The organism is Enterococcus sp. AZ197 (assembly GCF_050556405.1).
Lineage (GTDB): Bacteria > Bacillota > Bacilli > Lactobacillales > Enterococcaceae > Enterococcus > Enterococcus faecalis.
The window spans coordinates 1,193,227-1,209,975 of sequence record NZ_CP187873.1 but is presented as its reverse complement, the minus strand read 5'-3'; the positions used below and the strand labels follow the sequence as shown (position 1 = coordinate 1,209,975).

At 38.0% G+C, this 16,749-nt stretch carries 16 protein-coding genes; 6 read left to right on the top strand and 10 right to left on the bottom strand.

Annotated features, from left to right (window positions below; genetic code table 11):
- Positions 1–8 precede the first annotated feature (8 nt).
- From IGK82_RS05935 to IGK82_RS05915, 5 genes are all read right to left on the bottom strand, one after another.
- Positions 9–347 carry a zinc ribbon domain-containing protein YjdM gene (locus IGK82_RS05935; protein ID WP_002357741.1) on the bottom strand — a complete coding sequence of 113 codons (339 nt, stop codon included), beginning with the start codon at positions 345–347 and terminating at the stop codon, positions 9–11.
- A 113-nt stretch (positions 348–460) separates the two neighbouring features.
- Positions 461–1,414 (bottom strand): DHH family phosphoesterase, encoded by a 954-nt coding sequence (locus IGK82_RS05930; RefSeq protein WP_002389219.1) that lies wholly within the window; start codon positions 1,412–1,414, stop codon positions 461–463.
- Between the two features lie 13 nt (positions 1,415–1,427).
- The gene (locus tag IGK82_RS05925; RefSeq protein WP_002357743.1) at positions 1,428–2,747 is read right to left on the bottom strand and encodes a DRTGG domain-containing protein; all 1,320 of its coding nucleotides are present in this window, start codon (positions 2,745–2,747) and stop codon (positions 1,428–1,430) included.
- A 9-nt stretch (positions 2,748–2,756) separates the two neighbouring features.
- Entirely contained in the window at positions 2,757–3,431 is a 675-nt protein-coding gene (locus tag IGK82_RS05920) for a metal-dependent hydrolase (protein WP_430605164.1), read from the bottom strand.
- 204 nt (positions 3,432–3,635) lie between these two features.
- Complete coding sequence (locus tag IGK82_RS05915) at positions 3,636–5,069, bottom strand: MFS transporter (protein ID WP_002357746.1); 1,434 nt, start codon at positions 5,067–5,069, stop codon at positions 3,636–3,638.
- A 191-nt stretch (positions 5,070–5,260) separates the two neighbouring features.
- Between IGK82_RS05915 and IGK82_RS05910 the strand changes: the two genes are divergently transcribed.
- From IGK82_RS05910 to IGK82_RS05890, 5 genes are all read left to right on the top strand, one after another.
- Positions 5,261–5,611: a helix-turn-helix domain-containing protein gene (locus IGK82_RS05910; protein ID WP_002379404.1), complete on the top strand. Its 351-nt coding sequence runs from the start codon at positions 5,261–5,263 to the stop codon at positions 5,609–5,611.
- A gap of 336 nt (positions 5,612–5,947) precedes the next feature.
- Positions 5,948–7,069 (top strand): hypothetical protein, encoded by a 1,122-nt coding sequence (locus IGK82_RS05905; RefSeq protein WP_002357749.1) that lies wholly within the window; start codon positions 5,948–5,950, stop codon positions 7,067–7,069.
- Positions 7,070–7,366: 297 nt separating this feature from the next.
- Positions 7,367–7,567: a cold-shock protein gene (locus tag IGK82_RS05900; protein WP_002357750.1), complete on the top strand. Its 201-nt coding sequence runs from the start codon at positions 7,367–7,369 to the stop codon at positions 7,565–7,567.
- A gap of 156 nt (positions 7,568–7,723) precedes the next feature.
- Positions 7,724–8,929: a YdcF family protein gene (locus IGK82_RS05895; protein ID WP_002382277.1), complete on the top strand. Its 1,206-nt coding sequence runs from the start codon at positions 7,724–7,726 to the stop codon at positions 8,927–8,929.
- A 16-nt stretch (positions 8,930–8,945) separates the two neighbouring features.
- Positions 8,946–9,998, top strand: a complete 1,053-nt coding sequence (locus IGK82_RS05890; protein ID WP_002357754.1) for an AI-2E family transporter — start codon at positions 8,946–8,948, stop codon at positions 9,996–9,998.
- Between the two features lie 18 nt (positions 9,999–10,016).
- On the opposite strand, the gene IGK82_RS05885 is transcribed toward IGK82_RS05890, so the two are convergent.
- Positions 10,017–12,428, bottom strand: a complete 2,412-nt coding sequence (locus IGK82_RS05885) for a hydroxymethylglutaryl-CoA reductase, degradative (RefSeq protein ID WP_430605162.1) — start codon at positions 12,426–12,428, stop codon at positions 10,017–10,019.
- Positions 12,429–12,613: 185 nt separating this feature from the next.
- On the opposite strand from IGK82_RS05885, the gene IGK82_RS05880 reads away from it, so the two are divergent.
- Positions 12,614–13,765 carry a hydroxymethylglutaryl-CoA synthase gene (locus IGK82_RS05880; RefSeq protein ID WP_002357756.1) on the top strand — a complete coding sequence of 384 codons (1,152 nt, stop codon included), beginning with the start codon at positions 12,614–12,616 and terminating at the stop codon, positions 13,763–13,765.
- Positions 13,766–13,837: 72 nt separating this feature from the next.
- On the opposite strand, the gene IGK82_RS05875 is transcribed toward IGK82_RS05880, so the two are convergent.
- The 4 genes from IGK82_RS05875 to dhaM all read right to left on the bottom strand — a co-directional run bounded on the left by IGK82_RS05875 (position 13,838) and on the right by dhaM (position 16,741).
- On the bottom strand, positions 13,838–14,620 hold the full coding sequence (locus IGK82_RS05875) for a hypothetical protein (protein ID WP_002394413.1): 783 nt from the start codon (positions 14,618–14,620) through the stop codon (positions 13,838–13,840).
- A gap of 123 nt (positions 14,621–14,743) precedes the next feature.
- On the bottom strand, positions 14,744–15,346 hold the full coding sequence (gene dhaL, locus IGK82_RS05870) for a dihydroxyacetone kinase subunit DhaL (RefSeq protein ID WP_002360441.1): 603 nt from the start codon (positions 15,344–15,346) through the stop codon (positions 14,744–14,746).
- 12 nt (positions 15,347–15,358) lie between these two features.
- The gene (gene dhaK / locus IGK82_RS05865; RefSeq protein WP_002357760.1) at positions 15,359–16,342 is read right to left on the bottom strand and encodes a dihydroxyacetone kinase subunit DhaK; all 984 of its coding nucleotides are present in this window, start codon (positions 16,340–16,342) and stop codon (positions 15,359–15,361) included.
- Positions 16,343–16,741 (bottom strand): dihydroxyacetone kinase phosphoryl donor subunit DhaM, encoded by a 399-nt coding sequence (gene dhaM / locus IGK82_RS05860; protein WP_002357762.1) that lies wholly within the window; start codon positions 16,739–16,741, stop codon positions 16,343–16,345. It lies immediately after the preceding gene.
- Between the last annotated feature and the right edge of the window lie 8 nt (positions 16,742–16,749).

Below are 16,749 nucleotides of genomic sequence, written 5' to 3'. Positions count from 1 at the left end.
AATGAAATTTAATTTTTCTTAACAAACTCTGATTTTAACTTCATTGGACCAAAACCATCTACCTTACAATCGATGTTATGATCACCTTCCACTAAACGAATGTTTTTCACTTTTGTGCCTTGTTTAATTGCGCCACTGGCACCTTTAACTTTCAAATCTTTGATTACAGTAACACTGTCACCATCCGCTAAAAGATTGCCATTTGAATCCTTAACTACTAAGCCTTCTTCTGCAACTTCTTCTGTTGGTGACCATTCATGACCGCATTCTGGACAAATAAATAATCCGCGATCTTCATAGGCATATGCCGACCCACATTCAGGGCAGTTTGGTAATTGCTCTGTCATTAACGTTCTCCTTTGTAAAAAATAATTCTTTTTCATTTTACCTTATTTTCTAGTGAATGAAAAGTAGTCCTAATGATTTATCAACGTCCGATAACTACTTTCTAATTACTTATTTATTTTTGAGCCCACTTTTGGCAAGCTGCTTGGATTTCTTGGTAAATCACTTCAATTTCAGCCGCATCACGTGCATTAGCGCCACTTGCCAAAGGATGGCCGCCGCCATGATGTTTTTTAGCAATTGTATTAATGATTGGTCCTTTGGAACGTAATCGAACGCGATAATAACCTTCTGGCTGTTCAACAAAGATTGCCCATGAGAGAACATCTTCAATTTTTCCTGGCATTGAAACAATGGCTGCCGTTTCAGAATCGACAATATCATAACTGTTTAAAATACTTTGTGGTAAAACGACACGAGCAGCGCCATTTGCGTCGATTTCTAAATTTTGATAAATATAACCCGCTAATTTAGCAACCTTTAAAGGCATTTGGTCTAACTCACGATTTAAGTCTGCGGCATTAAAGTTAAACGTACGCAATTGCGCAGCGACAGCGAGTGTATGCGCCGAAGTGGAAGGATAAAGAAAACGTCCTGTATCCCCCACAATCCCAGCATACAATAAACGAGCTGCATTATCTGTCATCGTTAATTCTGCTAAATGCTGTTGCCAAAAATCAACAATAATTTCACTACAACTACTTGCATTTGTATTCACCCAAACTAAATCTCCATAAGGTTCATCATTCGGATGATGATCGATTTTAATTAATTGATCGCCTAAAGAAAAACGCGCATCACTAATTCGTGGAGCATTTGCAGTATCTGTTACAATGACTAATGCACCTCGATAGACATCGTCAGTAATAACGTCCATTTCAGCTAAAAACTCTAAGCCTTCCACTGGTCCGCCTACTTGATAAATATTTTTTTCAGGAAAGCTCGCTCTTAAGAGTTCTGCTAACCCAACCTGTGAGCCAATTGCATCTGGATCGGGCCTTTGATGTCTATGAATAATAATTGTTTCATATTGTTTAATTGCTGCCATAATTTCTTTTACTACGTCCATTCTTTGTAGCCTCCTACGTTCTCTCCATCACTTGGCAAACAACAATTGCTTTTGCCACAATGACATTTTCTAAATAAACTTCAATATCTAATTTTGCAGAGCGACGGCCAATTTCTAAAATCCGTGGACGAATGTCCAATTCACTTTCCAACTGGATTAGCCGCAAATAATGTAGATTCACTTGTTCAATTAATACATTTCTTTTTTGATTCATCAACATTGTTCGTTGTGTCACGTTAGAAATAATTTCACTTAGGACACCAAACGAGATGGTACCAACACTGTTAACCATTTGGGGCGCAACCGAAAAACGAAAACGGGTTGTTTCTTTGCCATTTTCTTCAACAGGCATCACTTCCCCGGAAATTTGATCTGAAATTGTATCTGCAATTTGTGGTTGTCGTTGCACCAATTGCATAGCTTTCATCACATCTTGGCGAGAAACAATCCCAACAAGCGCTAAATCATCTTCCACCACCGGCATGACTTCTAGACCATCCCAAATCATTTGATGACTGACACTCGCTACACTCATCATCTTTTTCACAACATTGGGATCCTTTGTCATGACTTTATCCACGGTTAAATGTTCACTTTTACCAATGACATCTTTGGCTGTGACAATCCCCACTAAACGTAATTTCTTATTTACTACTGGGAAACGAGAATGATGGGTACTTTCAGATAATGCCTGATAATCTGCAATCGTCTGAGTTGTCAATAAATAATTGGTTTTTTCAAGCGCTGTATAAATATCACTGACGAGTAAAATGTCTTTTTTAATCAGCTGATCACTTAAAGCACGGTTAATCATAGTAGCCACAGTAAATGTATCATATGTGGTTCTCAAGACAGGCATACCCAGACGATCTGCTAACTGCGCAATCTCTTCAGATGTTTCAAATCCACCTGTAATTAAAACGGCTGCCCCATTTTCTAAAGCAAGCTTTTGCACGCCTTGGCGGTTACCAACAATCATTAAGGATCCGGGAGTAATATATCGCGTCATCGCGGTTTCTGTCATCGCACCAATTACAAATTTATTAAGGACTTTGTCTAGACCAGAGCTACCGCCTAACACATCCCCTTCAATAATCCGGACCACTTCACCAAATGTTAATTTTTCAATATGTTTTTTTAACTTCCGCTCAATTCGTATCGTACCAACACGTTGAATGGTGGAAACAAGCCCAATATTTTCTGCATCTTTGATGGCCCGATACGCTGTTCCTTCACTAACACTTAAACTTTTGGCAATGCTTCGAACAGAGATTCGATCGCCAATTGGTAATTCTTCAATATGTTTTAAAATTTGATCATGTTTCGTCGCCATAATTTCCTCCTAAACTAGGATCGTCTCTCCTGGTTTTAATACTTTCCCGCCAACTACTTGCTCTACGAATATTGCTGGATTTTGTTGGATAACAGGAAAGGTATTGTAATGAATTGGAATGGTTATTTTGGGATTTAAGTAAGAGACTGCTTCTAGCGCATCCTCTGGTCCCATCGTGTAATTATCACCAATTGGTAAGAACGCTACATCAATGGATTTGTCTTTTGCAAAAAGGCGCATATCTGAAAACAACGCCGTATCACCAGCGTGATAAATTTTTTTATCTTCTGCTTCTAAAATAATCCCACTTGCTTCGCCCATGTAGGTCATTACGCCGTCTATTTCATAACCGGAACTATGCAAAGCTGGCACAAATTTAACCGAACCAAAAGGAAAGACATAACGCCCACCTAGATTCATTCCATGCGCTTTTACCCCTTGCGACTGTGCATACGTAGCCACTTCAGCTATCGCAATAATCGTTGCCTTGTTGGCTTGAGCAATTGCTAGCATATCGCCAATATGATCGCTGTGTCCGTGGGTGATTAAGATGTAATCAGGGTGTAAATCTTCAAGTGAAACGTCCGCTAAAGGGTTGCCATTAATAAAAGGATCAAATAAAAGGTTCGTGCCGTCGTTTAGACGAATTTCAATACATGAATGTCCATGTCCTATCAGTTCCATTTGTATTCCTCCTACGGTATTTTCTACACAATCTTATGATAATTAATCGTCAAATTCATTTTTAAAAGTAGTACAGTTTAGTACAGTTTACTTTCTTTATTGTAACAGAGAATTAGAAATATACAATCGCATTTGCTTATTTTCTTAGCTAGTAAAGAAACAGACGAGAAAAATCATGAATCTTTCTCGTCTGTTTCTTTTTACTTATTTGGTTGTTTTCCGAAAACGTAAAATCGTTAATATAAAGGCCGCCACACATAATAGAAAGGCGACAAAAAAGGTTTCACGCATTCCCACAATAAATATATCTGGGCGATTAGCCAGATACGTGGTTACTCGTTCACCATAGGCTTCGCTCATACCACGATATAAAATGGTCGTTGACAACGCAATCCCAATGACCATTCCTAAGTTTCTAGCAAAAGAATTCATACTTCCTGCTACACCTAAATCTTGCTTTTCAACACTGCTCATAACCATTGTATTGTTTGGAGACTGGAAAAGTGCATTTCCCAAGCCCATAATGGCTGTTGCAATCACATAATACCAGATAGGCGAATTCATATCTAAAAACATATACATTAACGACGTACAGCACAAGAGCAACAATCCGCCAAATGTTAAAATACCTGGGCCAATTTTATCCGTCAAATAGCCACTCAGAGGAGCCCCAACCACCATTAATAACGGAAATACCATCATTAATAGACCAGCATAACTAGCACTTAGTTTGCGTGCATCCTGCAAATAAAATGGAATGACAACATTTACAAAAAAGTTTGAGGCAAAAATTAAAACGGCGGACAATAAACTTAACGTAAAAATTTTGTTTTTAAAAATTGCAAACTTGATAAGTGGGCTTTTTCTTTTCCGTTCAACCATTATAAATAATCCTAGTGCGATTACTGCAATAATGAACAATAAATAGGATTGTAACGAGCCAAACCCGCTCTCTTGTCCGAGGAAAATCCCGCCGAAGAACGTCATAATCGCAATGGCAATACAAGCGAATCCTGAAAAATCGATTTTTTCTTTTGTTTTTGTAATATCTTTTGGTAGAAACTTTTCACCAATTAAAATTGTAACTAGCCCCACAGGAACATTAATCCAAAAAATATACGACCAAGAAAAGTTTGATAAGATCAATCCACCAATCCCAGGACCAGCAATCGCGCCTAAAGAGACAAAGGCTCCTACTGCACCAAGCGCCCGCCCTCTTTCATTTAAAGGGAATACTTCCGTAATAATTCCTGAATTGGTCGCCATGGTCATGCTAGCACCAATACTTTGAACGACTCGCGCAAATAATAGAAAGCTCAGCGATTGATTAAAGCCACAAAGTAACGAACCAATCGTAAAAATAACCGTGCCAATTCGATAAACTTTTATTTTTCCAAAACTGTCGCCAATTTTTCCAAATAATAATAAACAAGCACAGACAACCATTAAATAAATAGATACGACCCATTCCGCTTGATTCATGGGTACGGACATTTCTTTTGAAATAGTCGGTAAAGCAATATTTACAATGCTGGAATCTAATGTAGACATGAAGGTAAACATAGCCACAGAAACTAAGATCCACCAACGATTTTTCTGCACTTCAGAATCCTCTTGGTAACTTTTAATTTTCTCCATTGATTCATCCCCTCTCGCTCCAAAACAGTTTACTTACTAATAATAACTCTATTTCTTCTTTTTTTCATCGGAAATTTTCTAAAAAATCACTCATGAGATGTTCACCTTCTTATTACACGCTCGCAATTGACAACCATTCGCTTTTACGCTAATTTAAAATTAGCAAACGGAAAACGCAAGGAGGACTTGAAATGACCTTAATTTCTCGCATTAAACAACTAGCTCAGTCAAAGCAATTAACCCTCGCCCAATTAGAAAGAAACGTCGGCATTTCCAATGGACAAATTCGTCGTTGGGATACCTCTTCGCCTAAAGTAGAGAATCTTTTAAAAATAGCAGACTATTTTTCTGTTTCCTTGGACTATTTAATGGGCCGCACCCAACAAACAGAGATTAATCATCAGGCACCTATGAAAAGCACACAAAAAGAGTTACATATTCACATTACTACGGAAGAGTTAACAGAAGAAGAAATTACTCAGTTAGAGGAAGAAGCAAATCGTTTCTTGCGGTTCCGTAAATTTGAAATGACAAATTCTTAAAGAACGTTCACTTCTCCTAGTCAATTGATAGCAAAAACTAGAACCTAAACAAAAAAAACCACCACGACCGTCGTCTGTGGTGGAAATGAAGGTTGTTATTTACTCTTGGTAGGAGTAAGTATGAAAAAACCAATTCGGGATAATTGGCATAACGTAAGTATAGTAGTTTGTGCCTTTTTTATCATGAGTTTCAGCTATATTTTTTATAAAACTTTTATTAGAACACCATTAACAGTCCTTTATTTAAATTCTTTAAAGCGTTTTCTTTTATTGAACATATTGTTTTAAACATTCGATTTCCTGTGCTACACTTACTTTTAGAAGGGGGATTTTATTATGGCAAATCAAAAAAAAGATAGCTTATCAACATTATTTTCTGAAGAAGTTCATGGACCGTTTGTTACTTTCTTGTTTAACACCCATGTCGCTCATCAAAACGTAGAAAAAGATTCGCTTGTTTTGAAAAATTTTGCAAAAGCGGCAAAAACACGCTTTGAAAAAAAATTTCCTGAGGAAAAATGGGCTGTTTTCCAAGAAAAAATTGACGCACTTCTAGCTGATGCTTCCTTCTGGCGCAACGGCACAGCAAGTGTTTCAATCATCTTATCTCCAGAAAACACCTTTGTTCAACGATTAGATGTGCCCGTTGACGATCAATATTACGTGGACACGATTCCTTATTTACTTGGACTAGTCAAAGACAAACAATTTAACTACCATTATTACCTGCTTGCTCTAAATCGCGATTCAATGAAACTTTACAAGGTCGATCATACGACTGTGACTCCTGTTGAATTGCCTAAAGATGCACCAACAGACGTGGTCACAGCTTTAGGTGATGAATTAACGGGTGGTAATTTAAACTTTTCCACTCAAGGTAGTTCTAACGGTTCTAAAGAAGGTGTCGCTTATCATAGCATCAATACTAAAGATAAAGAAGTTGAAATTGATTGGGTGAACTACTATCAAGCAGTCGATACTTTCTTAAAAGATCAACTGGATAATCCTGAAAAATTACCGCTTTATCTTTATGCTTTACCAGAAAACCAAACACTCTTTAAAAAGATTGCTAAAAACCCTTATTATGATTGCTCAATTTCAGTTGCTGCTTCACCTGCACAAGCAACCATTCAAGATATCCGCAGCGCTAGTGAAAAAATAGCTGCAGAGTTAACAGAAAAAGAAACAGCTTCTTATAACAAATTACTAGATCGTAAATTCTTAGATCAATTTACAGATATTTCGCCAGCGGCAGCTGACGGCAAAATTTCCCATCTTTTTATTGCAACGTCACTCTTTGTTACTGAAAACAATGAAATGTCATCTGAAGAGTATGATCGTCGCAAACTTTTAAACACCATTGCTTACCAAGTTATTCAAAACGGCGGTCAAGTTTTTGTATTAGACCAAAAAGCTGCACCAGATGAAAAATCTTTAGCGGCTATCCTCCGTTATTAAAAACAGGCAAAAAGCCCATTGTAAGAAAGCGCCTTACAATGGGCTTTTTTTCTGAGACTTATTGAAACAGCACTATAACAGCCTTATCTTCACTTTCTAGTTTTTAAAAAACATCCGATAAAAAAGAAAATAAGGTTATCGCTATACAAAAACCAGTTAGTATGCTATAGTAATAGATGTAGTTTTTGTTCGGTAATATGGGTAGCTGTTTCAAATAAACATCTTCCACATTTTTCACCTTTCAAGTAATTGCAAAATATGAATGTGTTATAACACACATCTAGGAGGATATTTATTATGGAAACAGGTACAGTAAAATGGTTTAACTCAGACAAAGGCTTTGGCTTCATCACTGCAGAAAACGGAAACGATGTATTCGTACATTTCTCAGCTATCCAAGGTGACGGCTTCAAAACTTTAGAAGAAGGTCAAGCAGTAACTTTCGAAATCGAAGAAGGTCAACGTGGCCCTCAAGCAACTAACGTTACTAAAGCTTAATTAAACAATACTGACTTAAAAACCTGACGTTAATCGTCAGGTTTTTTTTATAAAAAAAAAGAACAAGAAAACTTTCTGAAACTAAGTGCTTCCTCTATTTTTTTTGAAGAGTTTTCGTTATACTGAAGAGGAAAAATGTTTTAAAGGAGTTTATTTATGCAATTTTATGGTGATTTAACCTTTTTAGGTGTTTATTTATTGGGTCTCTTTTTCATTCCCTCGTGGCGGAAAAAGAAAAAAGAACACGATTGGTTGCCGTGGATGTTTGGCTGGACCGTCTTTATGTTCTTCTCATATGTTTTATATTTAGAAATCATTCGTGGCACAGCCTTCTTTTTAATTCCCATTGCTTTTTTTGGCTTGTTTGCGCTCTTCTACTTCAAAGAAAAAAGGCGTTTACTGAATGGAACATTATTTAATATTTTTCTTGTGGTTCTAGCGACTTATTTAGGGATTACTGCGATTCGTACAAACAACTACTTTCTAATCACCTTAGCAATTATTGCCCTGCTGGCAATTTTTATCGCTTTGGCTTTAGGACTCTATGCCTTAATTATTTTCCTCTATTGGAATGCGGTCGTTGTTATGAGAAAAGAAGGTCGGTCTCTAGGGAACTTGTTGACGTTGTTGCTGGCAATTGGCTTAACATTACTATTAATTTATAATTTCTTTTTTCAATCGTTGTTACCAACGTGGCTCTCCTTACCATTAACTATTGCGCCATTTATTTTGACTTATTTCGCGTTTGTTTTTTATAATTTTTTAACTGTTTCTACGTTGTATCAATTTAATCAGCCAAAATATACACAGGATTATATTGTTGTGTTAGGTTCGGGGTTAATCAATGGTGAGATTGTGCCGCCGTTATTGCAAGCCCGCATCAACAAAGCCATTCAATTTTACAAGGCTCAAAATCGCGCAACGTTAAACCCACCAAAAATCGTCATGTCTGGTGGCCAAGGCCCTGATGAATTACTTCCTGAAAGTGTCGCGATGAAAATGTATGCTTTGACACAAGGTATTCCTGATGATGATATTTTAGTAGAAGCTCATTCAAAAAACACACTAGAAAATATGCGTTTTTCCAAAGAAACAATGATTGAGGATTTTGGAAATGCTAATTTCCAAGCCATTTTTACTACAAACAATTATCACCTTTTCCGAGCGGGCCTTTTCGCTCGAATGGCTGGCTTAAAAGCTGATGGCATTGGTGCAAAAACCGCTTTTTATTTTTTACCTAACGCGTTTATTCGAGAGTTCATCGCCATTGTAGTGATGTACAAACGTCGCCATATTATTGTTTGCGGCCTAGCTGCCATCGGTATGGTTATGTTATTCTTAACAGGATTGATTATTCAGTAAAGAAGGAGTTTCCCCTATGAGTTTGTATCAAAAATTTATTCAAAATGAACGTTTGCGACGTTTTTGCGTCCTTGCTTTGATTATTTTTGTGCTTTATTTATCCAGAAGCATGATTACAACAATTCTTTTAACATTTATCTTTACCTATTTAGCTGTTCGTTTGGTCCATTTTGTTCAACGCTATATGAAAATCCCGACGATTGTCATCGTTCTCTTAACCTATGCATTGGTTGTTTTTCTAATCTATTTAGCGATTACTAAATATGTTCCCGTTCTAGTTAACCAAACGACTCAAATGATTAATTCTGTAGTTGATTTTTATCAAAGTCCACATACAGATACAAATCAAGTATTGCAATTTATTGATCAATACTTGGAAAAATCTAACTTACTCTCTCAACTCCAGAATGGCGCTTCAATGATTTTACGCTACATTCAAGATATTGGCGCTGTCGGCTTATCATTTGTCATGTCCTTTATTTTAAGTTTCTTCTTTATGATTGAGAAGAAGCAAATGGCTGATTTTTCTAAGTTATTTTTAAAAAGTGATTTTGATTGGTTTTTTCAGGATATCTATTATTTTGCCAACAAGTTCGTCAACACATTTGGTGTCGTAATGGAAGCTCAGTTTTTCATTGCTGTGGTGAATACAGTCATTACTACCTTGGCCTTGGCGATAATCGGCTTTACTCAGCTACCTAGTTTAGCCATTATGATCTTCATTTTGAGCTTAGTCCCAGTTGCTGGTGTGATTATTTCCTGCATTCCGCTAAGTTTCATCGCTTATTCCCAAGGTGGCTTGAACGATGTGATTTATATCTTAGCTTTAATTACAATCGTCCATTTATTTGAATCTTACGTGCTAAATCCTAAATTCATGTCTAGTAAAACAGAGTTACCAATCTTTTATACGTTTGTCATTTTATTAGTTAGTGAGCGTCTTTTTGGTGTATGGGGACTTATTGTAGGAATCCCTGTTTTCACTTTCTTCTTAGATGTCTTAAAAGTAAAACCGATTCGTGGCCTGAAACGGCTACCTAATGTGAAAAAAAATAGTTCAGCAGAATAATTTCTGCTGAACTATTTTTTATTGTTTTCTTAAATCATTTAAAATAGCCAAGGCTCGGTCTTGGTTCATCGTTTTTTGACGTTTTAATTGTTGAGCGACTGCCTCAACTTCTTTACCAGTAGCTCCGACCGTCATCGCTAAAGAACGTGCTTGTAGAGCCATGTGTCCTTTTTGAATTCCTTCAGAGACTAAGGCCCGTAACGCCGCTAAATTTTGTGCCAAACCAACAGCCGCTACTACTCGACTTAGTTCTTTTGCATCCGTCACTGCTAACAAATCAGCGGCTGCTTGAGATTTAGGTAAGACTTTTGTGGCACCGCCAACCGTGGCTAACGCAAGCGGAACTGAAATTTCACCAATTAGTTGTTCGCCATCTAGCGTCCAACTAGTCAAGCCTTGGTAGCGACCTTCCTTCACCGCAAAAGCATGACAAGAAGCGCTAACAGCGCGTGTATCATTTCCTGTAGCTAAAACTACAGCTTCAATGCCATTCATGATTCCTTTGTTATGCGTGACTGCCCGATAAGGATCTAATGAAGCATAGCGTGAAGCTAAAACAATTTTTTCAGCAATTTCCCGGCCATTGCTCCCCTTACTTAAACGCGAAACTGGAATAGCCGTTTTCATCGTAACAACCGACTCCGTTGCGTAATTGCTTAAAATACTGAATAAAATCTTTTGCTCCGCAAACCATTCACGGAACAACTCGGTCACACCTTCCAACATAGCGTTAACGATATTTGCCCCCATTGCATCCTTAACATCTACTAAAAAGTCGACAGATATAAATGATTCATCAAAAGCACGATACTGCAAATCTCTTAAGCCGCCGCCCCGTTTTACGATAGATGGATAACTTAACTCTGCTTGTTGAAAAATTTCCGCTTCTCTTACTTGTAGTTTATCAATCAATGACTCGGGATCTGCAACATCGTAAAAAACGATTTGTCCACGCATTAAGCGTTGTTGATTCACTGTTTTAAATCCTTGTGCTATTTTTGCACCATTACTCAAAGCCGCAATCACTGAGGGCTCTTCTGTCGCCATTGGTACCAAATAATCAGTTTCGTCCACTGTTAAATGTAAGCCAACGCCCATCGGCACTTCTGTTTCACTGATTTGATTTTCAATCATATGATTAGCAATCTGCGAAGATAAAGCCGTATTTTCAAATTCTTTTTTTGTATCAGCAGAAATCTGGCCTTCATTAAGAAGAGAAGCCAGGCGTTCCTCAGGACTCATTTGATAAAATCGGCTGTTTTTTTTTTGCTGAGGTCTCTCTAGTAGCATAGCGAGTCCTAAGCCACCGCCGATACATAAAGAAGCCACTCCATATTTCTTTTCTTTTTGATTTAATTGATAACTTAAACTCGTTAATAAACGAGCACCTGTGGCACCAATCGCATGACCTAACGAAATACCGCCACCATAAATGTTAACCTTTTCCTCTGGTAAAGCCAGTTCTCTTTGGACCACGATTGAAGTTGCTGCAAATGCTTCGTTGATTTCATACAGATCAATTTCTTCCGTAGTAAGTTGATTGCGCGCTAACAGTTTTTGAATGGCTTTAATCGGCGAAATTCCCATATAGGCTGGATCAATACCGACTTCCACACTGTCTCGAATAATAGCTAAATAAGGAAGACCGTGTGCTTCGGCATATTCTTGTGAAGCAATAATCAAAGCAGAAGCCCCATCATTAATGGTTGATGCATTCCCTGCTGTTACAGTACCGTCTTCTTTAAAAACTGTTTTAAGCGTTCCTAGCTTCTCAACGCTCGAATTAGGGCGAATCCCTTCATCTTTTTCCACAAGCGTTCCTGATACTTCTAAGGGGGCTATTTCGTCAGCGAATATCCCTTCTGCTTGTGCTTGAGCTGCTTTTAATTGTGAATGTACAGAAAATTGATCTTGCTCTTCTCTAGTTACATGATACTTTTCGGCCACATTTTCAGCAGTTAAGCCCATTGCCTGACCACTAAAGGCATCCGTTAATCCATCATACATCATACTAGAAAAAGGCGCATCATAGCTTTCTGTTTCGTAATTAAATCGTTGTAATTTAGGTGCTTGGGACATATTCTCAATCCCGCCAGCAATTAAAACTTCCGCTTCTCCTAATTGAATCAATTGTTTCGCCAAAATAACGGCCTTCATTCCTGATCCGCAGACCTCATTAACCGTCATTGCGGGAATTTCATGAGACAAACCGCTGTTTATTGCTATTTGTCGTGCGGGATTTTGCCCATTTCCAGCTTGTAAAACATTTCCAAAGATTACTTGATCAATTTCTTCAGAAATAGTGGAATGTCTTTTTAAAAGTTGTGTTGTAACATGTGTTCCTAAGTCTACGGCACTTACTTGACTTAAGCTGCCTTTATATTTTCCAATTGGTGTTCGTAATGCATCAATAATAACTACTGTTTTCAACTAAATGCACCTCCATCTTGAAATATATCATAAAATCCCAGAATCACAAGTGCCAATTACTGAATGTTAACAGACTTATAAGATATTTTTTAATAATCTATGAAGTTAATACAAAAATTCCCCATTTTGGTTCATTTCGTGCTATTTTATATAATGAATCTATTTATCGTAAAGGAGTTAAAGAAATGACAATTGGGATTGATAAAATTAGTTTTTTTGTGCCCCCTTATTATATTGATATGACGGCACTGGCTGAAGCCAGAAATGTAGACCCTGGAAAATTTCATATTGGTATTGGGCAAGACCAAATGGCGGTGAACCCAATCAGCCAAGATATTGTGACATTTGCAGCCAATGCCGCAGAAGCGATCTTGACCAAAGAAGATAAAGAGGCCATTGATATGGTGATTGTCGGGACTGAGTCCAGTATCGATGAGTCAAAAGCGGCCGCAGTTGTCTTACATCGTTTAATGGGGATTCAACCTTTCGCTCGCTCTTTCGAAATCAAGGAAGCTTGTTACGGAGCAACAGCAGGCTTACAGTTAGCTAAGAATCACGTAGCCTTACATCCAGATAAAAAAGTCTTGGTCGTAGCGGCAGATATTGCAAAATATGGCTTAAATTCTGGCGGTGAGCCTACACAAGGAGCTGGGGCGGTTGCAATGTTAGTTGCTAGTGAACCGCGCATTTTGGCTTTAAAAGAGGATAATGTGATGCTGACGCAAGATATCTATGACTTTTGGCGTCCAACAGGCCACCCGTATCCTATGGTCGATGGTCCTTTGTCAAACGAAACCTACATCCAATCTTTTGCCCAAGTCTGGGATGAACATAAAAAACGAACCGGTCTTGATTTTGCAGATTATGATGCTTTAGCGTTCCATATTCCTTACACAAAAATGGGCAAAAAAGCCTTATTAGCAAAAATCTCCGACCAAACTGAAGCAGAACAGGAACGAATTTTAGCTCGTTATGAAGAAAGCATCATCTATAGTCGTCGCGTAGGAAACTTGTATACGGGTTCACTTTATCTGGGACTCATTTCCCTTTTAGAAAATGCAACGACTTTAACCGCAGGCAATCAAATTGGTTTATTCAGTTATGGTTCTGGTGCTGTCGCTGAATTTTTCACTGGTGAATTAGTAGCTGGTTATCAAAATCATTTACAAAAAGAAACTCATTTAGCACTGCTGGATAATCGGACAGAACTTTCTATCGCTGAATATGAAGCCATGTTTGCAGAAACTTTAGACACAGACATTGATCAAACGTTAGAAGATGAATTAAAATATAGTATTTCTGCTATTAATAATACCGTTCGTTCTTATCGAAACTAAGTATTTAAATCCCCCGATTCAATCAACAAAAGAGCTAGACATTCAAGCAAAAACTTGAATGTCTAGCTCTTTTTATGAAAGCCAAACTTCTTTGACCCCGTCTGTCACGGCGATACCATCTGTCAAAGCTAAACGTTGTGAATAAGAAACGTAGCCATAATAAACATCAACACCGCCGCCATTGTTCCAAGTAACAGTGATTTTAACATTTGGAGTAATCGATTTTGTAGCTGGTTGGGTCGTCGGGCGATAACTAGTCGTATCATAACTTAAAATAGTGCCCGAAGCTCCACTTATTTCGGCTTTTCCTGTGTAAATTTCGCCATTCGTATTCGTCTGCGTGACCGCTCCATTCGCTTCAATGATTAAACCCGCTTGCTTTTGATCTCCTCGTGGATAATAAAAAAGATACGTGGTTGCCCATTTAGCAAATTCATCTGGAATTGGTTTAAGTGATTCCGTTGGTGCCGGACTCGACTTCGTTTGCTTTTCAACCGCGACTTCTTCTTGTCTTTTTAAGCCTTCATTATTTTGATTATTTAGTTTCTCAACCGTTTCTTTAACGATCGAATAGTGTGGTTTCCCTAAATCGCTAACAGGGATCGTAGCTAATTTTTCTTCTGATTCTTTATATTGCCCCTCTGCCGTTAACTTTTTAGCTTCTGTAATAATGGCATCATACTTGGTTTGGTCTACAGAAGAGGATGTGCTTTGTCCCGTAGCTTCGACTTGTTTTGTGACACTGGTTTTTTCCGTGGTCACGTCTGACGAATTTCCACAAGCACTTACAAACATTGAGCTAACGATTAATAAACATCCCACAATCACATGCTTTTTCATCTTTAAATCCCCCATTGGTCTATCTTTGTTATTTTTTGTTACTTAAATTATCCCATAGATGAACAAAAGAAACCATTATTTATAAAAAAGTTTAGCAAGCGCTTCAAGAGAGGCACTTGCTAAACTTTTTTCTCACTGTTATTGATTGATTACTTTGACTAGTTCTTCAAATAATAATGCACTAGATGCTGCTCCTGGATCAATATGACCAATTGCTCGTTCCCCTAAATAAGAGGCACGTCCTTTTTTCGCCACCCAATCTTTTGTTGCTTCAGCAAATTGTTCAATTTTTTCTTCATTAAATTGTTCCGTTCCAATTACTTCAGCAACAGGTGCCCAGACATCAACCATCGTTTTATCTCCTGGTTCAGCTTTGCCACGCATCTGAATCCCAGCTAGACCTTGCTGAACAATTTCTTTTAATTGCTCTGGCGAACTGATGGTTTCCAAATCTTTTGTCGCTTTAGTCATATTCATAAACGCAGTACCATATAAAGGACCAGAAGCTCCGCCAACTTTTGAAATCAAAGCCATGGATAGGACTTTAAATGTCTCCGTGATTGTTGTTGGTACTTTTTTGTCAAACGCAATTTTGTATTCAGCCATACCACGAGCCATGTTGTTACCGTGATCCCCATCACCAATCGGCGTGTCTAATTCACTTAAATAGTCTTTTTTTTCTTCAATAACTTTTGAATAATTGTCTAACCATGTTTGAATATCTTTTACTGTTAATTCCATCTTTTATCACCCTTACCAAGAAATTGTTGTTACATTGCTTTCTAGCGCTGTTTGCCAGTCTTTTGTCGCCAAGTCAATCATCGTTAAAGATAATCCTTGCATGTCAATAGACGTCATATAGTTACCCACTTTATGGAAGGTAACTTGAACACCTTTATCTTCTAATAATGTTAGCACGTCGTTCATAAATACAAATTGTTCCATTAATGGCGTGCCGCCCATGCCATTGACAAGTACCCCCACTGTTTGTGGTTGTTGTTCATAGCTACTTAATGTTTTTTCAACTAATTCTTTCGCTAACTCTTTCGATGGTTGGATTTTTTCACGACGATAGCCTGGTTCTCCGTGAATCCCTACGCCAAATTCAATTTCATCTTCTGGTAAAGTAAAACCTGGTTTGCCAACTTCAGGCACAGTGGCTGCTTTTAAAGCCACTCCAATTGTTTTCGTGGCTGCTACAATCTTTTCTCCTAAAGAAACGAGCTCTTCTAAAGAAGCACCTTGGCGGGCATGATGCCCTAAAATTTTATGGACAAGAACAGTCCCGGCAACGCCTCGTTTTCCAGCGGTATAGGTGCTATCTTCGACAGCAATATCGTCATCGACAACGACCATTTCTACATGAATGTCTTCCATATCAGCCATATCTTTGGCCATTTCAAAGTTCAAAATATCGCCTGTATAATTTTTTACGATTAACAGAACACCGGCCCCTTGGTCTGCCGCTTGGATCCCTGTTAAAATTTGATCTGGTGTTGGTGAAGTAAAGACATCACCTAAAACTGCGGCATTTAACATTCCATCACCAACAAACCCAGCATGTGCAGGCTCATGACCACTTCCGCCACCAGATACTAACCCAACTTGTTTGTTTGAGTCGTTGCGAGCAATCACGCGAGAATCTTCGACTTGATGAACAAGGTTTCCATAGCTTTTCACAATTCCTTGGAGCATTTCTTCGACAATTTTACCAGGTTCATTAATAATTTTTTTCATTTAGTTCCACCCTTTCTTACCAGCATTTTGAGCTTCTGCTAAAATTTGCGTCAAATCATCTGAGACACCTGCAGTAATTGCTGCCGCAAAGGCACCTTCAACCAATGGTGCATCGACTAAATGATAATGTTTCTGTTGGTCTTCTTCTAGCATATCAAAAGCTAATTCTGAACTTAAAACGGCACTGCCTAAATCGGCAAAAATTAAAAATTCTCGGTCAGAGTCCGCTTCGTTAATCGTGTCAATGATTTTCATTGGATCTGAACCTAATGAACCATCTGATGTACCACCAAGTGAATGAATTGTAATTTCTTCACTGGCGTTCATCTGTTCAATCATCTCTTTAATACCATCTGTAATCATTTTGCTATGTGAAACGAGTAAAATATCTGCTTTCATGTGGACAC